Raw genomic sequence first — 20675 nt, 5'->3', positions numbered from 1 at the left:
AATGATAGAGGTGATTTAACAAAATAGTAAACACTAACGAATGCAGGCTAATAATAGAGTTTATAATGCTTGTGAGTCAAATTGCTGTTTGCCATTACGAACGAACGGTAGCTTCAGCACGCGTACATCAACGAACTTACCTTTACCGCGCAGATCGACTTGCACGCTGTCATCCTCTGAGACGCTGGCAGGTACGCGAGCAATAGCAATTGAGTTTTTTAGGCTAGGGGAGAAGGTGCCACTGGTAATGATACCCGTTTGCTCATTGTCTGAGCCTTGGTTGATGGTGACGGTCATGCCTTCACGCAAGACGCCGCGAGATGTCAAGAGAAGACCGACCTGTTTCATCGCTGTGTTGTCATCTTTTGACTGCTGGCGTTTGCTGACTAAGGCGTCACGACCCACAAAGTCGCGATCATCTTTTAGGGCAAGCGTCCAGCCCATGTTGCACTCATAAGGACTGATGGTTTCATCCATGTCATGACCGTATAGGTTCATGCCAGCTTCCATACGTAAGGTATCTCGTGCGCCAAGACCAGCAGTTTTGATACCGTTGGCTTTTAATTGCTCAAAGAAGGCTGGGGCGTCATCACCGTGCATAATGACTTCGACGCCATCTTCACCAGTATAGCCAGTACGCGCCACGAACCAATCAGTGCCTTCGATGTCAGTCAAGTCAGCACCAACAAAAGGTTTCAGTCCTGATAATGTATCGGCCCAGCTTGGCTTAGCTTGCGCCAATTTTTCGATAGCATTTGGCCCTTGAACCGCCAGCATAGCAAGTTCTGGACGTTCAGTGATGGTGATATCAAAGCTTTCGGCAACCTTATGAAATTGTGCCATGTCTTTATCGCGGGTAGCAGCGTTTGAGACGATACGGTACTCAGTGGCATCATCATTCATTAAGTAGACGATCAAATCATCAATAACGCCGCCTTCTTCATTCAACATGCCAGAATAAAGCGCTTTGCCCGTGGTTTTTAATTTATCAACGTCATTGGCCAGCAGCTTTTGTAGCCATGCTTTGGTATCACTACCTTTGATATCGGTGACCACCATGTGTGACACATCGAACATGCCAGCATCAGTACGCACGGCGTCATGCTCTTCAATTTGTGAGCCATAATGGATTGGCAATTCCCAACCAGAAAAATCCACCATTTTGCCTTCACTATCGACGTGAGACTGATAAAGAGGCGTACGTTGCGGAGTTTGGTGTTGCGTGTTTTGAGAATTGGTGTCTTGAATATCAGTCATAACAAATCCTTATGTGTACATCAGTCGCACTTGCTTATAAGTACAAGGCTGATGTGCATGATCATAGTCGTGAGAGGCAACATGGCAGGGTGCAATGTCACATCAAAGGGTGGTACAGAAAATACATATAAAGCCGTCAGCCAAACAGACGCTGAACGTCAGTTTAAGCAAAAGCCCTATCTGTCCTGTGACCTGAGATTTTCAACACGAATCATCAACGTTTTTTAGCATAAGCGTTAAAAGCTTAGACTTTAAAAGCGCAAACTTTAGCAATTGCTAAAGCGGATGATAGCGTATTTTTTCCCCTTCGGTGGGTAAGACGTCGTCCGTACTTACCGCTCTCCAGATTTGTTATGCCTTTTGTTTGTCAGTGATGCGCGAATAATGGCAGCACATTAAACAAGAATGACATGTGTTTTTCAGTCCTTTTACCTGAGCGATTGGCAGGGTGGATGCGCCTTCGGTGGTTATGTGGTCAGTCGATCGTACAACCAATGCGGTTTGATACGATGTGTTTTTACAGTATTACTTGATAGTATCACTGTCCCACAAACTCTCTCCTGAAAAACGCTTTTATTATGAAAGGTTCAAAGCGCTTTTACAAGTCATCAGTCGCATTAAAATCGATAATTTTGCTCAACGCCATTTTTTGTAAGGATAAGACGTCATTGTATCGAGGCATCAAACGAATAATTTTTATTGTTGTATGGTAGCCATTTCAACGTGTTTGACCATTATAAAACGCAAAGCAACTACTGATGATTGTCCAAAACATGCTAACCTATAGCCATAGTTACTGATAGGTTATTTTTATGCATTGCGATATTTATAAATTTCCCAAACATGCTGACATGTATGTCTATATTGCACGTCCGGATTATCCTGATGATACCGATGAAATCAAAGACTGGTTGGGTGTGCTGCCAAAAGACTTTCGTGCCAGCTTAGGCCGTAGCCAATTTGTCATGCATTTGGATTTGGCGACCACACCATCGCTTGCCCGCGTTGATAAGGAAGAGGTGCTGACCAAGCTACAGTCGCAAGGGTATTTTGTGCAAATGCCACCGCAAGACGTCATGCGTCGTCAAGCCGAACTGCGCGCACGCGAAGCGCAAGACAATATTTACGATTAGTAGGCAAATATAAAGTAGTAGGTAGGCTTAAAGCACTGACGCTATTGGCTATCATAAGGTTTTAACGGTTTCTTTAAAAATCTGTGACCAAAGTATCTACGAAACACTTGGTCACATGTATTTTGATAGACAGTCGTGATAAACTAACGCCTTAATAAGTGTGGGCGTTGTGAGGTAGGTGGTCTTACTGATTGTAGCGTATGACAAAACCTTTCACTCACTGCTAAATGTACCAACGTGTCACACCCCTTATAAATGCAGGTAATGAAACGCGCATGGACTGGTTAAAAAATATTGTAAACCTTTTACCGTTAGAAACCATTAGTGATATTCTCGGCGAAATCGCTATTTGGTGGGGACAAATGGTAAAAGACGTGCCACCCGCAGACTTACCAATGTATGCGTATCTTGGCGGTGTCATCATCGTACTGGTATTGTGGTTGCTGGTCGCTCGTGTGCTACCGCGTCCGCTTGGTGGAATGAGCTGGATGCTACTGTTTGCAGTCTTATTGGCGCCCGGTACGGCGCTTGGCGATCCTAGTGTGATTGCTCCAGCCAGTATTGGCGTGGTCTATGCCATTATGATGAAAGACACAGCGGGCGCAATTACTCATATGCTGCCTATATTGGTGGTGTTGGTGGTCGGTTTATTTGTTGGTTTTATTTGGCAGGTCATACGCGGTGCTTTTGAGTTAAGCTTGGACAAAGCGCGTCGCCGTACGGCAGAAGACACGCAAGCGACCATGCAGCTGACCACAGGCAATTATTTGGCAGACAATGGGGTGTTAGAAGAACCGTCTGAGATTGCTCAGCCGAATACCACACCATTAGCGGCTGATTCCGAAACAGCCGTCAGTTTAAAAAAAGATAGCCAAGTAGACAAAAACCCCAATACGCCCTAAAGTCAATGAGCGCTCTAAATAAAAAAAAGACACCATGCGTGTCTTTTTTTGTGCGTCAGTGTTGGCGGATAACCACATAGTTAATCCAACATTCAAAAATGGGCATATGGGCATATGGGCATATGGGCATATTATTCGACTGGTAACCATTTTTCTCATCAAATAATCGCAAGTGTTACAGAGGTTCTAAAACCTTTACCCCAGTAAAACCGTCCTCTTTTTAAAGTGGTTCAGCTATGCAGCAACTGCGAACGCATGAGTATTTTGGCAATGAACAAGGCTGTGCTACTCTAAATAGTTATTGATCCTTTATAAAATGCCTCCAAATTTTACTGTATAACAATAAATGAGACCGGAATATGACGACGACTGATAACACCAAAAAGAGCTTCACAGGTACGCAGAGCTATATTGCGACCGATGATTTGCAATTAGCCGTAAACGCAGCAATGACACTACAAAAGCCATTATTGATTAAAGGTGAGCCGGGCACAGGTAAGACGTTATTGGCAGAAGAGGTGGCTGAAAGTTTAGGCATGCCGCTCATTACTTGGCACGTCAAATCAACAACCAAGGCCGAACAAGGACTGTACGAGTACGACGCCGTATCGCGTTTGCGTGATTCGCAACTGGGTGATGACAAGGTTTATGAGATTGGTAATTATATCAAGCCGGGTAAACTGTGGGATGCCTTTACCAGTCAAGAACGTAGTGTGCTATTGATTGATGAGATTGATAAAGCAGATATCGAGTTCCCAAATGACTTACTACATGAGCTGGATAAGATGTCGTTTTATGTTTATGAGACGGGTGAGACCATTACCGCTGAACAGCGTCCTGTCGTCATTATCACCTCAAACAATGAAAAAGAGCTGCCCGATGCCTTTTTGCGCCGCTGTTTTTTCCACTACATCGACTTCCCTGAAGAAGAAACCATGCGCCAAATCATCGAGGTGCATTTTCCCAATATTCAAGAAAAACTGGTCAATGATGCGCTTGATGTTTTTTATAAATTGCGCAATATCCAAGGGCTTAAAAAACCACCTTCAACCTCAGAGCTGGTCGATTGGTTAACATTATTACTGGCAGATGATATGGCACAAGCGGAGTTAGAAGAAAATCTACGCGGCGAAAAATCCATTCCGCCATTGTATGGGGCGCTGCTCAAGAACGAAGCGGATGTCAGCTTATTGCAGCGTTTTGCCAATATGATGCGCCGTTAAGCATCTATAGACCTTTGATCCGTAACAATATAGTCGGTAAATATAAAAGAGATACAGCGGGACTAGAACAAATTTTTTGTCGCCTCTGTCAGCAGCGACACAGCAAGCAAGAAAAATTTGTAGCAGTTACGCATCATAATGCTATGTATTTATTTTATTTAGTATCGACCATATCAGCCAATAAGTGATGCGACTCTTATGTTTATCAAACTCTTCTATACCCTACGTACTTATGGTGTGCCAGTCAGCACGCGTGAGCTGCTCGACCTCAATGCGGCACTCGATCAAGGGCTGATGATGCAGCCGCATCTTGAAAATCCAGAATTGTCCACTTTTGCTAGTCGTGACGATATGTATCGACTGATACGTCTGTGTATGGTCAAAGACGAGCGCCATTTCGATAAATTTGATCGCGCCATGGCAGATTATTTTGAAGGGGTGGATAGCCTTGATATGGATGAGCTGCTGGCTAAGCTGACAGACATTCCCAAAGAATGGCTTGATCTAAAGCTCGATCCAAAAAATTTGACTGAGGAGCAGCGCCGATTGTTAAAAAAATACGGCTCGCTCGAAGAATTAATGAAAGCATTGGAGGAGCGGTTAAAAGAACAAAAAGAGCGCCATCAAGGCGGTAATAAATGGGTTGGAACAGGTGGAACCTCACCATTTGGTGCGTATGGTGATCATCCAGAAGGCGTGCGTGTCGGCGGTGAATCTCGCAAACGTAGTGCAGCAAAAGTGTGGGAGCAACGTAAATACCGCAATCTCGATGATGACAATCAACTGGGTACGCGTCAAATTCAGATGGCACTGCGTAACCTGCGTCAGTTTGCGCGCACAGGCAGCGCGGATGAACTTGATATTCATGAAACCATCAAGCGCACTGCCAAAAAGGGCGTGCTTGATATTCACATGCAGGCTGAGCGTCGTAACCGCGTCAAGGTGCTGATGCTGTTTGATGTGGGCGGTAGCATGGATATTCATGTTGAAGCGCTGGAAAAGCTGTTTTCTGCTGCAAAGAATGAGTTTAAAACCCTAGAGTTCTTTTATTTTCATAACTGTCTGTATGACTACGTGTGGAAAGACAACAACCGCCGCCACAGCGCTCCGATGTCGACGTTTGATTTACTCAACACATATGGCCGAGAGTATCGGGTGATTTTTGTTGGTGATGCCTCGATGTCCCCTTATGAGCTAATGACCGTGGGCGGTAGCGTTGAGTATATGAACAATGAAGCAGGGGTTGTGTGGCTAAAGCGGGTGCGTGATCACTTTGATAAAGTAGCTTGGCTCAATCCTGAAACGCCCGCGTACTGGCAATACACCCAAACCATCGTTGAGATCAAAAAGCTGTTCGATAATAAAATGTATCCCATGACGCTACATGGCGTGGAGGAGATGACCAATTATATGGCGCGCTAATCTTACTGCACAGACAATACTACTTAAAAAATCGTACCCGCAAAACAAAAAGCCCTTCACATGAATCAGTCATGCTAAGGGCTTTTTATGATATTCAACCGTATTACTTTTTTTGCTCAATCACGCCAATCATCACGCCCATCTCTTTTTTGTCTTGTTTATCGATACTGGGCGCATACAATGCTGAGGCAATTCCGCCATCTAAAAATAGTGCATTGGGGCAGTGTAGCTCGTCTTTAAATAACACCGCAAACTGATAAAACGTCACTGGCATCTCGCTGGTGACAAGTTGAATGCTGCCATCACTACAAACCCCTGCGCCATTACGAATTTTGAGGGACGTGCTATCAGGGTTAAATTGTGGATGTATCTCATCGTTGATGACCAGCATTGGGCCAGACTGGGTTGCGTACCAAGGCTGCGCTGCATCGTTTTTACGTTGCTTATCGAAGGCATTGCTTTCTGTAATTTGCACCTTACCAGACTGATCCCACCACATTACGCCATTGGGTAGTAGGTGGAAATTGCCGCCGCCTTCTTTGAGATTCAAGGCGCGCTTTTCTTCGCCTTTGATAACGGTATAGCCGATAGGGGCGTAGTTTTCGTTATACATGCCTGCATTCATCGCAAAGCTGAGGGTTTGGTCGGCAGGTAGGGTCGCCAATAACGCATCAAAAGTAAGTAGTGGCTGCGCGCTATCAGGTTGTTGCCAAAACAGCTGCAAAGCGTAGCGCTCGCTCGTTAATGCGTCAGCTTGAATATGGCAGGCACTATAGGCAAAAGGCGATTGTTGTGACTGACATGACCAGTTTTTGGTATCGCTATTAGAAGCATCTGTACTTGTAGGCTGGCAAGCATTGATGCCAAATGAGAGTAGAGCAATTGCCCATAAAGACAAATTAGGGGTAAAACTTGGCATCAATCACTGGTCTTTTATAATAAGGGATGAGATCGGGTCGATTCTAAATAAAAAAGGCACAACCATTATAACCGTACGGCTAGAATAGTGTTTTCTTGCTTGCTGTGCCGTTACTGACAGAAGCTAAGAATGTTTATTCTAGCAGTACTGTGTGCGTTTAAAAGTGGATTTACTATGGAAATACGCTTAGCTTCAGTGCTGGCAGCTTACGTATTGTTAGTCATTGCTAGGTGGAAAGTCGCGAAAAGTGTTATTGACGTTGCCAATTAACATACCACCATCGATGTTGCTCTCGAAGCTTCCGGTTCCAAGGCTCTGCTCTGTTGGTGCGCTGGTTTCTTTGCCTTTATCGCGCGAGTCTTTGTTATAAGCAATGAGCGCGTCGTTATTGGCCAAAAAGCTATCTGGGTTTGCCATGACCCACATCTGGTTAAACACATCTGCACGCGCGCTTTGGTCAAGTAAGGCGTTTTTATCGGTAAAATAAAAGAACTTCGATAATAACTTAATCTGTCCATCATCTAGGCGGCGGGCAATATGATAAGGTTGCAGCTGGCTTGGATGTTGTAGGCCAACAGCACCAACGATACTGGCGAGTGATTTTAGCGTATTTTTATGAAAACTTGCAACGCGCTCAGCTTTGCTTGGGACATCTAGGGCTTTTTGACGATAAGGGTCTTGAGTGGCCACGCCTGTTGGGCAAGTATTGGTATGGCAAGAGCGCGATTGAATACAGCCAACCGCAAACATAAAGCCGCGCGCTGAATTACACCAGTCCGCACCCAAGGCAATCATACGTGCGATATCAAACCCTGAGACAATTTTGCCGCTGACGCCAAGCTTGATTTTGTCACGAATGCCTGCGCCAACCAAGGTATTGTGTACCAATAAAAATCCTTCAACCATGGGCATACCAACGTTGTCCATAAACTCAACGGGAGCTGCGCCCGTACCCCCTTCCGCGCCATCAATGACAATAAAATCAGGATAGTTTTGGGTCTCAATCATGGCTTTGACAATTGCCATAAACTGCCAAGGTTGACCGACACACAGTTTAAAACCAACTGGCTTGCCACCTGATAACTCGCGGAGCTGCTGCCAAAAGGCGACCAATTCGCGAGGCGTACTAAATGCCGTATGGGAGGAGGGTGAGACGCAATCTTGACCCGTCGGTACTTGGCGTGTGTCAGCGATTTCCTGAGTGATTTTCTCTGAGGGTAGCACGCCGCCTTTGCCCGGTTTTGCGCCCTGTGACAGTTTGATTTCGATCATCTTGACTTGTGGATCGGCCGCTTTTTCAGCAAAAGACTGAGGGTCGAAGTTACCATTATCATCACGACAACCAAAATAACCTGTACCCAGCTCCCAAGTCAAATCACCACCGAACTTGCGGTGATAAGGACTGATTGCGCCCTCGCCTGTATCGTGGGTAAAGCCGCCCATTTTTGCGCCTTGATTGAGCGCCATAATGGCGTTGGCAGACAAGCTTCCAAAACTCATCGCTGAGATGTTGAACACCGACATGTCATGGGGCTGTTGGCAACGTTCTCCGCCCACCATGATACGAAAGTCTTTGTTTTCTAACGGCTGACTAATCGCCGATTGTAAAAACCATTCTTTACCGTTGGCATATAGATTGTCCAACGTACCAAAGGCATTGGTATCACTCACGTTTTTGGCGCGTTGATAGACAAGCGCGCGCTGCTGGCGTGAAAATGGTACTTGCTCTTTGTCATTTTCTAACAAATACTGGCGAATCTCAGGACGGAAGTCTTCGAGCACATAACGAATATGCCCAGCAACAGGATAGTTGGTCAAAACAGAGTGCTTGGACTGAACCAAGTCATAAATACCAAGTGCAACCCCGAATCCACCAATCACGATCAGCCACCAATTCGTCAGTAACAGACCAGCTAATAGGATCAATATTGCCGCACCAAAAGTGCTATAGCGCAACAATAGACCCAGTAAGTAAGGAGAGCTGGTCTTGGGTTCAGGATTTAGATTGGTACGGGATTGGGGCATAAAAACACTCAATAGTCATGGCATCAATAGTAAAAAAGACAAAAACGATTCAAAAAAATAGGCCAAAATAGCCTTGTCTGTATCATCGTGATTGAACGCAAATAAAGCATGCAAATTTATCGCCTTTATCATACACGGATGGTGTCGCGATACCGCAGTAATTGAGTAACAGTGTGCGAAGCTGGCTTGTAAGTAATGATCGTTTTAAGCATTAATTTTGACCAATGTTTTCTCGTTATCAATAGTATCAAATATAATCTGAACAGGTAAAAACTGCTCAATGAGCCACGCTTGCGTTTCGGTATGACCACTAATCATACGCGAGCTAAACTCACCGCCACCAGACGAGGCGAGTGGCAAGAGCAGCTGATCGGTTAAGTATTCATCAACTAGCGCATGGGTGTTGAACAAATAACGCTTAACCAATCCTGCTAAGCGGCTGCCCATGTTTTCTGCTGAGCTGCGTTTTTCTCCAAGCAAGGTAAACATCTCTTGATGCGGCTTTTGAGTACCCGTTTTATGAGTAGGTGGCTCGTCAACTGTGTGCGTAACTTGCGCATAACAGGTATTACCTTCGCCGATGCCATGCAATTTATGACTTTGAGTAGTAATCAGCGCCTTATCAATGCCCGATTCGATCAACGCTGCTTGTGCGCTGGCAAGCTCCCGTTTGCAAATGTCGTATTCCAAATTAAGCACGCTTGCGACCAAATTGATATTAACCAACTCGCCACGTTCGGTAAGTTTAAATGGTGGCGTATTCGCACGGCGTAAAAACGGCGCTATGGTCGCTTTAATCGATCCACCACCGATGGGCGCAAATCCTGCTTGCTGCAAATCGATATTCACTTGCATGCCCAATTTCGCAAGTGCCGGAACAAAAACCCCCGTTAAAAAATCCGTGGTCGGCGCGAGTGGATTGTGCGTACCGCCTTTGATTGTGACGGTTGATTTTGTGCGTTCATCAGTATTGGCAAAAAGTAGGGCAGGCAATAGCGTTTGCAGCACCAGACTGGTACTGCCTGCCGATCCAATATCAAAGGTATAATCACCTGATTTAATGGTGCTTGGGCTAAAACTAAACGCCGTACTACCCAAATGCGCGCCCGTCACCGCCGCGTCCGATATTACTTGCGAAGCTTGCAGACAAACCAAATGCTGGCGCATCAATCCGGGTTTGGCACGTCCTGCGCGGATATTGATTATTTCAATTGGCATACCAGTCAGCATCGATAAGGACAGCGCCGTACGGATGATCTGGCCGCCGCCTTCGCCTGTGCTGCCGTCGATTTTTAAGAGTTTTTGTATTGGTGCTGGCATGATAAATGTCTTTATGGTTTGGGGTTATTGTGCCGTGATGTTCTTAATAAGGAGACAATAAAATGCGACCCGAAAAGTATCGAGGCACATGAATAATAAGATTGAAACCGACTGTCAGTGTCTGGTGGTAAGGTCTAAATGGTGCATTGTGTCAAGTGACGGGTACGGGGCATAAGTTGTGATAAAAGCGTTTGCCCGCAACGCGTAGCAGCCACTACAGTATGTTTTCAACCCCCTGCTGTGGCGGTTTGGGGTCTGACACTCGCCCAGTCGGTTCCAAAAGGGGAGTCTGCCAGCCTAATGTAAACTGGCAGAAAATTCTAAAACTGTGATTTAAAAATAATTATTCAACAAGGTCAATCTGCCAGTTATTGGCTTGAATGACAAGGTTAATCTTGCGCAGTTTCATCGCGATATCGTCGGCTTGTTTTTGTAAGCCTGCGACCGAGACCATGACATGCCACTTAATCTCGCGTGGGCTATAACGATCAACCTCGGTGTCGGTGGCTTCAATCGCTTCAATCAATAACTTGTGACGCATCTCTAACGTATCACGCTCGATCAATAGTGTCAGCATCGATTGACCGTCATTGGTCTGAGCGATGGCATTAGTGCGGTGAATACGCTCAATCAACACGCTCAATTCGGTAATGATTTGGCTGGCATCGATCATCATTGCATTTGGGTCTTCGTTTGGCGTATCACCTTCTTGGACTTTGACATTGCTGCGAATGCGTCCTTTGATCTGTGCCAGCTTTTTTTGCATATCGCTACGGATCAGTAGGGCTTCTGCGAGTTTCATGTTTTTGTCCTTATAGTCCTAATTTACTTCAGATATTTCTATATATATTTAACATCAGGAAAAATAATTATTTATCAGTAATGCACTTACTTTTTATTTGATGTTATGACAGTTTTTCAGAGTATTGAGTTTCGCTATCTGTAGAATAAAGAAACTTGCCATTCTTTATATTAACAAACGCGACTCCTTTAACTATATATCCCCAATTTGTATCACTTAGTTTAAAGTTATAGAGAGCAAGTTCATCAATATCTATACTTGGATTATTATGTAAGATCAGCTTGGCTAACTTATGAATATAGTGACTAACTGCAGCTAATCCTATTGAGCTAGTTGTCTTATTACCGCTTATAGAATAGCCACTATTGATTGACATGTAAGAATTTCCACTAGGTAGTTTGATAGCTGAGTTTGCTTTCTTTTTCCTCAATAAATCTAAATCTGTATCTGAAACAGAACTGGAAACATCCATAATATTAATTAAACCATGACTAATCGAGTTGGGTGCATGGTTTTCAAGTTTCTCTATCAGATTTTGTTTTGTCCAATCCCCATGTTTACCAATGGCAATAATATAAGCATTTTCTTCATAAAATCTTATAAATACTAACTCTTTAGTTCGTTCAATATATTTTCCTGTATTATCTAGTTGGCTACCAAGATGAAAATGAAGTATTCCCCAGTCATTAAACATAGCATCATTATTTCCTCTGAAAATACCTTTGCTCATGTATTTGTCAATATCCTTTCCATTAGTAAGAGCTTTTTTAAGGTTTTCATAACCAGTCTTTAGGTCGGGAGGGTATTCTAGGTTCGGAAGCTCTACGCACTGCCAAGATTTATCTTTAATGCTCAATATGTCTATAAAATCTAAATACTTAACTAGACTTAATTCGTAGGTATTGGGTAACGTAGAGCTCCAGCCTTTAGATAATAAAAAGTTATTGCAAGCTGTCTTTATTTTCGACTCTAAATGACTTTCAATCTCTTTTACGGCATTAGTCATGATTAATTACCTTGTTTTTAATGTGGATGATTTTATTTTAAATTTATATTATGAAATGTGGAATCAACTTTTGAGGTTATATATTTTCTAAATATCTCATGTTTATCCTTTAACACAAACCACCTGCCGCAAGGTATGCACCACTTCTACCAAGTCGCTTTGCGCTTTCATCACATCATCAATATTCTTATAAGCCGCTGGAATCTCATCAATCACATCGCTGTCTTTGCGGCATTCTACGCCCTCAGTTTGCGCGATTTGATCAGCAACCGTAAATTCCTGTTTTGCCTGAGTACGTGACATCACGCGACCTGCGCCATGCGAGCAAGAGCAAAACGATTCCTCGTTGCCTTTACCGCGCACAATAAAGGATTTCGCACCCATTGATCCCGGAATGATACCGTATTCACCAACGCGAGCACGTACCGCGCCTTTACGCGTAACAAATACTTCCTCGCCGTAGTGCTCTTCTTTGTCCACATAATTATGATGACAGTTCACCGCTTTCACTTTAGCATCAAACGGCTTCGTCACAATTTGGCGAAGTGCTTTGATTGCTTTTTCCATCATGATTTCACGGTTTTTAAAGGCGAAACGCTGCGCCCAGCCGACCGCAAACCAGTAATCATCAAAGTGTTCTGTCCCTTCAGTAAAGTACGCCAAATCCTTATCAGGCAAGTTGATAAACCACTTACGCATGTCCTCACGCGCCAACTCAATAAAGTAGCGACCGATGGCATTACCCACGCCGCGCGAGCCTGAATGTAGCATGATCCACACTTGATTGGTCTCATCCAAGCACACTTCTACAAAATGGTTGCCCGTACCAAGCGTACCTAGGTGCGTTAGATTATTGGTGTTTTTAAGTTTAGGATGCTTTTGAGTCAGATAATTAAAATCATCGACCAACGTACCCCAGCCATCTTTGACGGTGTTATCAGGATTTGTCCAAGCGCCCACATCACGACGAGAACCGCGTCCACGAGTTTTGCTACGACCGTGTGGAATAGCCTTTTCAAGCTCGGTACGCAGACCGCGCAAGTTATCAGGCAAGTCATCAGCGGTCAGCGTCGTTTGTACCGCCATCATGCCGCAGCCAATATCGACACCGACAGCCGCAGGGATAATCGCTTCTTTGGTTGGCAGGACTGTACCGATGGTCGCACCAATCCCAACATGTACGTCAGGCATTACTGCCAGCCACTTATAGATAAAAGGCATTTGCGAGGCTTTGATAAGCTGGTCGTGTGCTTTTGGATCGACAGGAACGCCCTTTGTCCAAAGTCTGATCGGTGTACCACCGTCTTGAATAACATTATGATTCGTTGGTTGCATGAGTAATTCCTTAACTTTTTAAATATTGGCTTTCAAAAATAATTTATTTTCCTATATCTTATAATGCGAAGAGTGTGCCAATAATTATCTGTATAGGATGTTATATATTAAGCATATGATATTATTATTAAAAATATTATTATCTAAATTTTTAGAAAATAAACATTAAAATTATATGAAAAGTAGTTTATAAAATATTCTACTTTTATAGTATTTATTATATAAAATAAAATTTAGCAATACCGTCTACTATCATTAAAACGTTATTAGCCAAAATATTGGAACGCACTTAAACCTTATTGCTAAACTCCTCTAGAATTTATCACTCAGCATTCGTGTTATTGGACAATCAGAATATGAATAAACGCATTAGTTTAGAAAGACGGACCTTATGCCGTCATGTACTGTTTACAATAATGGCAACGCTGTTGTCTGGCGCTATGATGAATACATGTATCGCTGGCAAGCCTACGCTGGCATCATTGCACAATCATTATCAGACGACAGTAAAAGCTGAACCTATGATTCAAATGCCATTGCCTGTGCCGCCGCCACGATTGTTTGAGGCGGTACAGTACGATAGTGACGCGATGAGCTTAGCGGCTTTTGTCACGCCTGATCCCGCTGATGAGAAAAAGCATCCTGCCATCGTCTGGCTGACGGGCGGCGAGTCCAATACACTGGCAGATTTTTGGCGTAAAGGGGCTAAGAGTAACGATCAAACCGCGAGTCCGTATCGTGATGCTGGTGTCGTTATGATGTTTCCAACCCTACGAGGTGGCAATGATAATGCGGGTCATATCGAAGTGAACTACGGTGAGGTCAACGATGTTATTGCCGCTGCACAGTATCTGGCGACATTGTCATATGTGGATAGTAATCGGATTTATCTAGGCGGGCACAGCACGGGCGGTACATTGGCGCTGTTGGTCAGTGAGGTGGCGAGCAGCACTCATCCTAATTTATTTAAAGAAGTGATCAGCTTTGGGGCGACTCAAGAGACGATGTTTCTTCAAGACGTGAATTTTGATAAAGGGGATAAACAGCGAGAGGTTGAGTTACGGGCGCCTACGCGCTGGATTCAAGATATCAAAGTGCCAACATGGATCATTGAGGGCAAAAGTCTTAGTAGCAACTACAGAGACCTAAAACCGATGTGTCATAAAAACCCGATGTTGCACTGCGCCTTTATTCCCAATCACGATCACTTTAGTGTGCTGTATCCTATCAATCGCCATATTGCCCAGCAGATTATGGCGGATCAACCTATCAGCATCAATGTTGATGATAAGACGACGGCGTTTTAAGGCGCTACTCTTAATTACAGCGAATGAGAGATAATAGCCATTAGAAAAAAGCCTTTTGAATGAGACAAATATGATGGGTAACAAAACTGCCGTTATCGGCTTCCTCGGCACCACATTAGACAATGGTTTTAATGAAAACCGCTGGCAACGCTGGCGTCCAACCGTGAGTCTCGGTCTACACGATGAGTTACTCGTCGATGAGCTGCATATCTTATATAGCAAACGCGACAAACGCCTGTTTAAGATAATCGTCGATGACATGGCGCAAGTCAGTCCGTATACCAATGTGATCGGTCATCATGTGGCGCTATCGAGTCCGTGGGATTTTGCCGAGGTTTATGCTGAGCTATATGACTTTGTAGCAGCGTTTGATTTTCAGGACAGTACGGACTATTTGCTGCATCTAACAACGGGCACGCACGTGGCGCAGATTTGCTGGTTTCTACTGGTAGAAGCAGGTTTTATCCCAGCAGATTTGATTCAAACTTCGCCTTGTCCAAGACCTGATCAAGCCGATCCACAAGGTCGCTATCAAGTGATTGACTTGGATGTCTCGCGCTATGATGGCTTGCGCGAACGTTTTGAGGCCGAAAAACAGCAGCATTGGCAAACACTGCAAGCCAATCTAGTCACCCAAAACGCCGCTTATCAAAAGCTAATATCTGATATCGAAAAGGTTGCGACGCGCTCGACCGCGCCAATACTCCTGATGGGCGCGACGGGAGCAGGTAAGTCGCAACTGGCAGGCCAAATTTATACACTAAAAAAAGCCAAAGCCAGCAGTAGTGGCCAAGGTAAATCCTCGCTTGATAAATTTATTGAAGTCAATTGCGCGACTTTGCGCGGTGATACGGCCATGAGTGTATTATTCGGTCATGTGAAGGGCGCATTCACGGGCGCAGCATCGAGTCGGGAAGGTTTACTAAAATCAGCCGATGGTGGTTTGTTATTCCTAGATGAGATTGGCGAGTTGGGTCTGGATGAACAAGCGATGTTACTCACTGCATTAGAGGAGCAGCGCTTTTATCCGCTCGGTAGTGATACGTCGATTACTGTCTCGTTTCAGTTGATGGCGGGCACCAATAAGGACCTGAGACAAGCCGTTGCTGATGGTACATTTCGCGCTGATTTGTTTGCACGCTTGAACACGTGGACGTTCTTTTTACCGTCATTAAAAGACAGGCTGGAGGATTTACCTGCCAATATCGACTATGAGCTGGCACGTTTGGGTAGTGAGCAACAGCAGCAGTATCGTTTTGCACCAGAGGCGAGAGAACTTTATGAAAATTTTGCCACAAGTTCTGAGGCGACATGGCAAGGGAATTTTCGTGATTTAACCGCCAGTATGGTTCGTCTGACCACATTGGCTGAGAGCAAAGTAATACGAGTAGATGACGTACAGGCGGAGATCGACCGCTTAACGTATCTTTGGGGCTTATCCAATAACTTAGGTGTCACAAACCATTTTAATAATGAGATAAAAAATAGCCTAAGTAATAATAAATTTAAAATCGATTTAGACACTAAGACCATCGAGCAGGGTAGCGGCAATATTTTGAGCCAATACCTTGATGAAGAAACCTTGACGACAATTGATCCTTTTGAGGCAGTGCAATTAGCATATGTGATTGAAGTGTGTATTAATCATAAGAACCAAGCGGCGGCAGGGCGTTATCTGTATGCCAACTCACGCGATAAGCTTAAAAACCCCAATGATAGTGACCGCTTGCGTAAGTATTTAATGAAGTTTGGGCTTAAGTTTGATGAGTTGGGGTAGTTGATAGTAGCTTTCCCATAACCTTACTGCTGACATTAACTACGGTATCAAGGAAATTTATATGAACTCTTTCAAGTCAATCTCTCTTGTTATTCTAGTGGTATCGTTGACGGCTTGTCATTCAGCATCTCAATCAGAGCAAATGATTAACCCAATCGTAGATAATTCGACTGTGATGACAGACATTACTAAGCAGACTGCATTCGAATTGTTGCTCATTGCTTTAAAGAAGCATCGAGTCGCAGATCTTGACTGTTTAAAGTTTCGTCTTGAGGGTAATAAAGCGAGTGATATAGCTGAGGATACCATAGCAGCAGTTTGGGATTTTGCTGCTATTGAGATTCACGATGAAACCTGTGGTGGCGACCCTGAGATCACTCATGTACGTGACCGCTACCAGATTAGTTCAGATGGTTCAGTAATGGTCTACGACGTCAAAAATGCTCACTATCAACCGCTTTAAACCCCACTACCAATCCGTTCAGCCAACGCCTGCAATTTTGGCACAATCATCGCTCTATATTCAGCTGCATCCCAGTTCGCTCGTGGCACACTGGCATTTAAAGAGTATGTATACTGTCCAGTTGCGACATCAAAGACCCCAACCGCTACCGCCAATATATCATGAGAAAACTCACCGTCGGAGAGCGTATAGCCATGTTCTTTATAGTGTTTAACTGCTTCATTTAAAGCAGCTTGCGCGCGGTGGTAACCTTCTTCTGAGGCATTTTCTTGTAAATTATTGCGAATGACAGCTTGTCTCGCGGGTGAGCTTACGGCATAAAAAGCCCGTCCAATCGCCGTATAGGCAACGGGTACTGCTGAGCCAGCTTGCAAATTGACTGAGAGGCGGGCAGGACTACGGCAACAAGCGTGATAGCGCATCTCCCCTTCGACTTCCATTGCCAAATTCACTGACACTTCATTTTCGCTAGCGAATTGCCGTAATAAGGGTTCAGCGGAGGTGACCATATCATGACGGCTCCATGCGGTGGCGCTCAGTCTGACCGCACTACTGCCCAGTTGGTACTGTCCGTGTTCTGTGGTGCGTAAAAACCCAAGCATCACCAAGGTATGAATAAGACGGGTAATGGTTGCTTTGGGTAGTTTGGTCATCTGACATAACTGCTGATGACTGAGCGCATGATGATGCTCAAAAGCGGCAAGTAGCATTAATCCGCGTCCAAGGGCGGTCACAAATTGCCGATCATTACCATCTTTGCTGTCGTTAAGAAGGCTATCCATTCGATCCAGTAACGGCAAAGGTGTTGAGGAAGATTGTGTCATGTGATTCCTATCTTTTTTCAATAAAGGTTTACAGAGAGAATGAATTTTGTTTAAATAGTAATTATTGTGAAACTAAGTTTCGCACAGCGGAATTAGAAAGTCAATATTCTCTTAACGCTGTCTATCGTATTTATCATCAGTCAGGAAGACTGATATCAAGGAGAGACACATGGCTACATCAACCAGCCCACGTTTTGATTGGGAAGATCCTTTTTTATTGCGCAATCAGCTAACCGACGAAGAGCGTATGGTGGCCGAAAGTGCCCATCAGTTTTTTCAAAAAGAGCTAATGCCAGGCATTGTTGATGCCAACCGTCGTGAAAATTTTGATCGCAATATCATGCGCCAAATGGGAGAAATGGGTCTGCTTGGCGTGACGATTGATGGCTATGGCTGTGCAGGCTTGTCAAGTGTGGCTTATGGTCTGATTGCCAAGGAAGTGGAAGCGGTCGATTCCGGTTATCGATCAGCGATGAGCGTGCAGTCGAGCCTAGTGATGCATCCGATCTGGGCGTATGGCACCGAAGAACAAAGAGAGAAGTATTTGCCAAAACTTGCCACGGGTGAATATGTCGGCTGCTTTGGTTTGACCGAGCCGGATTCAGGTTCAGACCCCTCATCGATGTCGACGCGTGCGCGTGCTGTGGACGGCGGCTATGAGCTGACGGGTAATAAGATGTGGATTACCAACAGTCCTATCGCGGATGTGTTTGTGGTGTGGGCAAAAGACGATGCGGACGATATTCGCGGTTTTGTGTTAGAAAAAGGCATGAAAGGATTGTCCGCACCGAAGATCGAAGGCAAATTCTCATTGCGTGCGTCAGTCACCGGTGAGATCGTGATGGACAAAGTATTCGTTCCTGAAGCCAATGCTTTCCCAGATATTCGCGGATTAAAAGGGCCGTTTGGCTGTTTAAACAAAGCCCGCTATGGCATTGCGTGGGGCTCAATGGGTGCGGCAGAATTCTGCTGGAAAGCCGCTCGTCAGTACACGTTAGATCGTAAACAGTTTGGTCGTCCGCTAGCAGCGACGCAGCTGGTACAGTTAAAGCTTGCCAATATGCAAACAGAGATTGCGCTTGGTTTACAAGCCGCGCTACGTGTCGGCCGTTTGATGGATGAAGACAACGCCGCTCCTGAGATGATCTCACTCATTAAACGCAATAACTGTGGCAAGGCGCTGGATATCGCTCGTATCGCTCGTGATATGCATGGCGGTAATGGTATCTCTGATGAGTTCCACATCATCCGTCACGTCCTAAATTTAGAAGCCGTCAATACCTACGAAGGCACGCACGATATTCATGCACTTATCTTAGGACGCGCACAAACGGGCATTCAAGCGTTTTATTAATAAGGCTACTTGACTGTCTTGCTTGATTTTACTTGGTTGTCTTACGGGACTGATGAGTATTAGCCAATCACAAAACAGACAGTTTTACATGAAGACGTACGTGACTGCGTGGCTTTTTATAAAGCATTAACAGGCAGTTTCGTACGTTTTTTCACAATTACTCGCTGCTTATTTATCCTTATTGATACTTTCAGGTGTATTGATGTTTTAAAGATAAAGGACGCAGAGTAAGTTTACGTTGAAGCAGTACAGAAAAAGCGACACGCTAAGGGAATGTTATGACGGTCGATACGATTGACCCATTATTAATTGCAGCCACGGCTGATATTGCTAATAAGGGCGCGGCGCAAAGCGCATTGCAGGGTATCAAAGTGCTGGATCTATCAAGAGTATTGGCAGGGCCTTCTTGTACCCAAGTATTGGCTGATCTGGGCGCTGACGTTATCAAGGTTGAGCGCCCGCGTGTTGGTGATGAAACTCGCCACTGGGCACCGCCGACATTTAGCGATGATACCTCCGCTTATTACGCCACGATCAATCGCAATAAAAAATCTCTCACCGTCGACATTACCACGCCAGCAGGTCAAACGATTATTAAGCAGCTTATTGCCGATAGCGACATCGTGGTGGAGAATTTTAAAGTGGGCGGTCTAAAAAAATACGGCTTAGATTACGACAGCTTAAAACAAGACCATCCGCGCCTGATTTATGCCTCATTAACGGGATTTGGGCAGACAGGGCCAGATGCGGCACGCCCTGGCTATGATTATATTATCCAAGGCTTGTCAGGGCTGATGAGTATCACTGGCCCAAGCGATGGTGAACCACATAAGGTGGGCGTAGCCGTCGTTGATTTGTTTGCAGGCTTGCAGCTGACGATTGGTATTCAAGCAGCGCTCTTGGCGCGCCACCATACGGGACTTGGACAACAGGTCGATGTGGCACTTTTAGACAGTGCGCTGGCAATGTTGGCCAATGTCGGCATGAATCATCTGGCATCAGACAACGTACCACCGCGCTTGGGCAATGAGCATCCCAATATTGTGCCTTATCAAGTGTTTGCGGCTGAAGGTCAGGCGCACTTTATCTTGGCTTGCGGCAACGATCAGCAGTTTGCCAAATTGTGCGATGTACTTGGTGTCGATTGGCATACGGACAGCCGCTTTATGACCAATCCTGCCCGTGTGGCGCATCGCAGCATACTGTGCGATGCCCTTACCAAACAGTTTGCCCAGCAACCACGCGCGTACTGGTTGGAAGTGTTGGATCGGGCAGGTATACCTTGCGGTGCCATCCATAATGTCGCTGAAGCGTTGGCGATGCCACAAGCAAAAGCACGGGAGATGATTGTTGATTTTAAAGCGATTGGCAGTCCTGTCAGAGCGCTCGGTAGTCCTATTAAATTATCGGAATCGCCTGTCACTTACCGGATGCCGCCACCGCGCTTGAGCGAGCATACCGAGAGCACGCTGACTGATTTGGGCTATGATAGTGACACGATTGCCAAGCTTAAAGCCGATGGTATTGTTTGATGTTTTCTTAAAACCGATTCATCTCTGATTGCATTATATGGGTCATGAACGACACGACCCATATAGTGACATTA

At 44.9% G+C, this 20675-nt stretch carries 17 protein-coding genes and 2 riboswitches; of the genes, 9 read left to right on the top strand and 8 right to left on the bottom strand.

What is annotated here, in order from left to right:
- Positions 1 to 60: 60 nt before the first annotated feature.
- Positions 61 to 1257, bottom strand: coding sequence for a glycine cleavage system aminomethyltransferase GcvT (gene gcvT, locus AAJP47_RS00595; protein ID WP_346715974.1), 1197 nt, complete (start codon positions 1255 to 1257; stop codon positions 61 to 63).
- 170 nt (positions 1258 to 1427) lie between these two features.
- A riboswitch (glycine riboswitch) is annotated at positions 1428 to 1613 on the bottom strand.
- 54 nt (positions 1614 to 1667) lie between these two features.
- Positions 1668 to 1830: riboswitch (glycine riboswitch) on the bottom strand.
- A gap of 239 nt (positions 1831 to 2069) precedes the next feature.
- On the opposite strand from gcvT, the gene AAJP47_RS00590 reads away from it, so the two are divergent.
- The 4 genes from AAJP47_RS00590 (at position 2070) to AAJP47_RS00575 (ending at position 5937) form a co-directional block, all read left to right on the top strand.
- Entirely contained in the window at positions 2070 to 2390 is a 321-nt protein-coding gene (locus AAJP47_RS00590) for a YcgL domain-containing protein (protein WP_346715973.1), read from the top strand.
- Positions 2391 to 2665: 275 nt separating this feature from the next.
- Positions 2666 to 3292 (top strand): hypothetical protein, encoded by a 627-nt coding sequence (locus AAJP47_RS00585; protein WP_346715972.1) that lies wholly within the window; start codon positions 2666 to 2668, stop codon positions 3290 to 3292.
- Between the two features lie 359 nt (positions 3293 to 3651).
- Positions 3652 to 4515 carry an AAA family ATPase gene (locus AAJP47_RS00580; protein WP_346715971.1) on the top strand — a complete coding sequence of 288 codons (864 nt, stop codon included), beginning with the start codon at positions 3652 to 3654 and terminating at the stop codon, positions 4513 to 4515.
- A gap of 198 nt (positions 4516 to 4713) precedes the next feature.
- Positions 4714 to 5937, top strand: a complete 1224-nt coding sequence (locus AAJP47_RS00575; RefSeq protein WP_346715970.1) for a vWA domain-containing protein — start codon at positions 4714 to 4716, stop codon at positions 5935 to 5937.
- Between the two features lie 103 nt (positions 5938 to 6040).
- Here AAJP47_RS00575 and AAJP47_RS00570 read toward each other — a convergent pair whose 3' ends face one another.
- The 6 genes from AAJP47_RS00570 to AAJP47_RS00545 all read right to left on the bottom strand — a co-directional run bounded on the left by AAJP47_RS00570 (position 6041) and on the right by AAJP47_RS00545 (position 13344).
- Positions 6041 to 6856 (bottom strand): phosphodiester glycosidase family protein, encoded by an 816-nt coding sequence (locus AAJP47_RS00570; RefSeq protein ID WP_346715969.1) that lies wholly within the window; start codon positions 6854 to 6856, stop codon positions 6041 to 6043.
- Positions 6857 to 7072: 216 nt separating this feature from the next.
- Positions 7073 to 8881, bottom strand: coding sequence for an FMN-binding glutamate synthase family protein (locus AAJP47_RS00565; RefSeq protein WP_346715968.1), 1809 nt, complete (start codon positions 8879 to 8881; stop codon positions 7073 to 7075).
- 204 nt (positions 8882 to 9085) lie between these two features.
- Positions 9086 to 10201, bottom strand: coding sequence for an RNA 3'-terminal phosphate cyclase (rtcA, locus tag AAJP47_RS00560; RefSeq protein WP_346715967.1), 1116 nt, complete (start codon positions 10199 to 10201; stop codon positions 9086 to 9088).
- 343 nt (positions 10202 to 10544) lie between these two features.
- On the bottom strand, positions 10545 to 11003 hold the full coding sequence (locus tag AAJP47_RS00555; protein WP_346715966.1) for a DIP1984 family protein: 459 nt from the start codon (positions 11001 to 11003) through the stop codon (positions 10545 to 10547).
- A 103-nt stretch (positions 11004 to 11106) separates the two neighbouring features.
- Positions 11107 to 12009 carry a hypothetical protein gene (locus AAJP47_RS00550; RefSeq protein ID WP_346715965.1) on the bottom strand — a complete coding sequence of 301 codons (903 nt, stop codon included), beginning with the start codon at positions 12007 to 12009 and terminating at the stop codon, positions 11107 to 11109.
- A 102-nt stretch (positions 12010 to 12111) separates the two neighbouring features.
- Complete coding sequence (locus tag AAJP47_RS00545; protein ID WP_346715964.1) at positions 12112 to 13344, bottom strand: RtcB family protein; 1233 nt, start codon at positions 13342 to 13344, stop codon at positions 12112 to 12114.
- A 356-nt stretch (positions 13345 to 13700) separates the two neighbouring features.
- Between AAJP47_RS00545 and AAJP47_RS00540 the strand changes: the two genes are divergently transcribed.
- The 3 genes from AAJP47_RS00540 (at position 13701) to AAJP47_RS00530 (ending at position 16891) form a co-directional block, all read left to right on the top strand.
- Positions 13701 to 14651, top strand: a complete 951-nt coding sequence (locus AAJP47_RS00540) for an alpha/beta hydrolase family protein (protein ID WP_346715963.1) — start codon at positions 13701 to 13703, stop codon at positions 14649 to 14651.
- Positions 14652 to 14724: 73 nt separating this feature from the next.
- The gene (gene rtcR, locus AAJP47_RS00535; protein ID WP_346716547.1) at positions 14725 to 16428 is read left to right on the top strand and encodes an RNA repair transcriptional activator RtcR; all 1704 of its coding nucleotides are present in this window, start codon (positions 14725 to 14727) and stop codon (positions 16426 to 16428) included.
- 61 nt (positions 16429 to 16489) lie between these two features.
- Complete coding sequence (locus AAJP47_RS00530) at positions 16490 to 16891, top strand: hypothetical protein (protein WP_346715962.1); 402 nt, start codon at positions 16490 to 16492, stop codon at positions 16889 to 16891.
- Here AAJP47_RS00530 and AAJP47_RS00525 read toward each other — a convergent pair.
- On the bottom strand, positions 16888 to 17715 hold the full coding sequence (locus AAJP47_RS00525; protein ID WP_346715961.1) for an IclR family transcriptional regulator: 828 nt from the start codon (positions 17713 to 17715) through the stop codon (positions 16888 to 16890). The two genes, AAJP47_RS00530 and AAJP47_RS00525, sit on opposite strands and share 4 nt — an antisense overlap.
- Before the next feature lie 169 nt (positions 17716 to 17884).
- On the opposite strand from AAJP47_RS00525, the gene AAJP47_RS00520 reads away from it, so the two are divergent.
- Positions 17885 to 19069 carry an acyl-CoA dehydrogenase gene (locus AAJP47_RS00520; protein ID WP_346715960.1) on the top strand — a complete coding sequence of 395 codons (1185 nt, stop codon included), beginning with the start codon at positions 17885 to 17887 and terminating at the stop codon, positions 19067 to 19069.
- Positions 19070 to 19347: 278 nt separating this feature from the next.
- The gene (locus AAJP47_RS00515; protein WP_346715959.1) at positions 19348 to 20601 is read left to right on the top strand and encodes a CaiB/BaiF CoA transferase family protein; all 1254 of its coding nucleotides are present in this window, start codon (positions 19348 to 19350) and stop codon (positions 20599 to 20601) included.
- The last annotated feature ends 74 nt before the right edge of the window (positions 20602 to 20675 follow it).

This window comes from Psychrobacter halotolerans (assembly GCF_039680845.1).
Taxonomy (GTDB): domain Bacteria; phylum Pseudomonadota; class Gammaproteobacteria; order Pseudomonadales; family Moraxellaceae; genus Psychrobacter.
This window is presented reverse-complemented; position numbering and strand designations above follow the sequence as displayed.

What these genes read in the sequence shown, in the direction of transcription:
- gcvT (WP_346715974.1), bottom strand. Translation starts at nt 1,257, where the DNA reads ATGACTGATATTCAAGACACCAATTCTCAAAACACGCAACACCAAACT.
- AAJP47_RS00590 (WP_346715973.1), top strand. Translation starts at nt 2,070, where the DNA reads ATGCATTGCGATATTTATAAATTTCCCAAACATGCTGACATGTATGTC.
- AAJP47_RS00585 (WP_346715972.1), top strand. Translation starts at nt 2,666, where the DNA reads ATGGACTGGTTAAAAAATATTGTAAACCTTTTACCGTTAGAAACCATT.
- AAJP47_RS00580 (WP_346715971.1), top strand. Translation starts at nt 3,652, where the DNA reads ATGACGACGACTGATAACACCAAAAAGAGCTTCACAGGTACGCAGAGC.
- AAJP47_RS00575 (WP_346715970.1), top strand. Translation starts at nt 4,714, where the DNA reads ATGTTTATCAAACTCTTCTATACCCTACGTACTTATGGTGTGCCAGTC.
- AAJP47_RS00570 (WP_346715969.1), bottom strand. Translation starts at nt 6,856, where the DNA reads ATGCCAAGTTTTACCCCTAATTTGTCTTTATGGGCAATTGCTCTACTC.
- AAJP47_RS00565 (WP_346715968.1), bottom strand. Translation starts at nt 8,881, where the DNA reads ATGCCCCAATCCCGTACCAATCTAAATCCTGAACCCAAGACCAGCTCT.
- rtcA (WP_346715967.1), bottom strand. Translation starts at nt 10,201, where the DNA reads ATGCCAGCACCAATACAAAAACTCTTAAAAATCGACGGCAGCACAGGC.
- AAJP47_RS00555 (WP_346715966.1), bottom strand. Translation starts at nt 11,003, where the DNA reads ATGAAACTCGCAGAAGCCCTACTGATCCGTAGCGATATGCAAAAAAAG.
- AAJP47_RS00550 (WP_346715965.1), bottom strand. Translation starts at nt 12,009, where the DNA reads ATGACTAATGCCGTAAAAGAGATTGAAAGTCATTTAGAGTCGAAAATA.
- AAJP47_RS00545 (WP_346715964.1), bottom strand. Translation starts at nt 13,344, where the DNA reads ATGCAACCAACGAATCATAATGTTATTCAAGACGGTGGTACACCGATC.
- AAJP47_RS00540 (WP_346715963.1), top strand. Translation starts at nt 13,701, where the DNA reads ATGAATAAACGCATTAGTTTAGAAAGACGGACCTTATGCCGTCATGTA.
- rtcR (WP_346716547.1), top strand. Translation starts at nt 14,725, where the DNA reads ATGGGTAACAAAACTGCCGTTATCGGCTTCCTCGGCACCACATTAGAC.
- AAJP47_RS00530 (WP_346715962.1), top strand. Translation starts at nt 16,490, where the DNA reads ATGAACTCTTTCAAGTCAATCTCTCTTGTTATTCTAGTGGTATCGTTG.
- AAJP47_RS00525 (WP_346715961.1), bottom strand. Translation starts at nt 17,715, where the DNA reads ATGACACAATCTTCCTCAACACCTTTGCCGTTACTGGATCGAATGGAT.
- AAJP47_RS00520 (WP_346715960.1), top strand. Translation starts at nt 17,885, where the DNA reads ATGGCTACATCAACCAGCCCACGTTTTGATTGGGAAGATCCTTTTTTA.
- AAJP47_RS00515 (WP_346715959.1), top strand. Translation starts at nt 19,348, where the DNA reads ATGACGGTCGATACGATTGACCCATTATTAATTGCAGCCACGGCTGAT.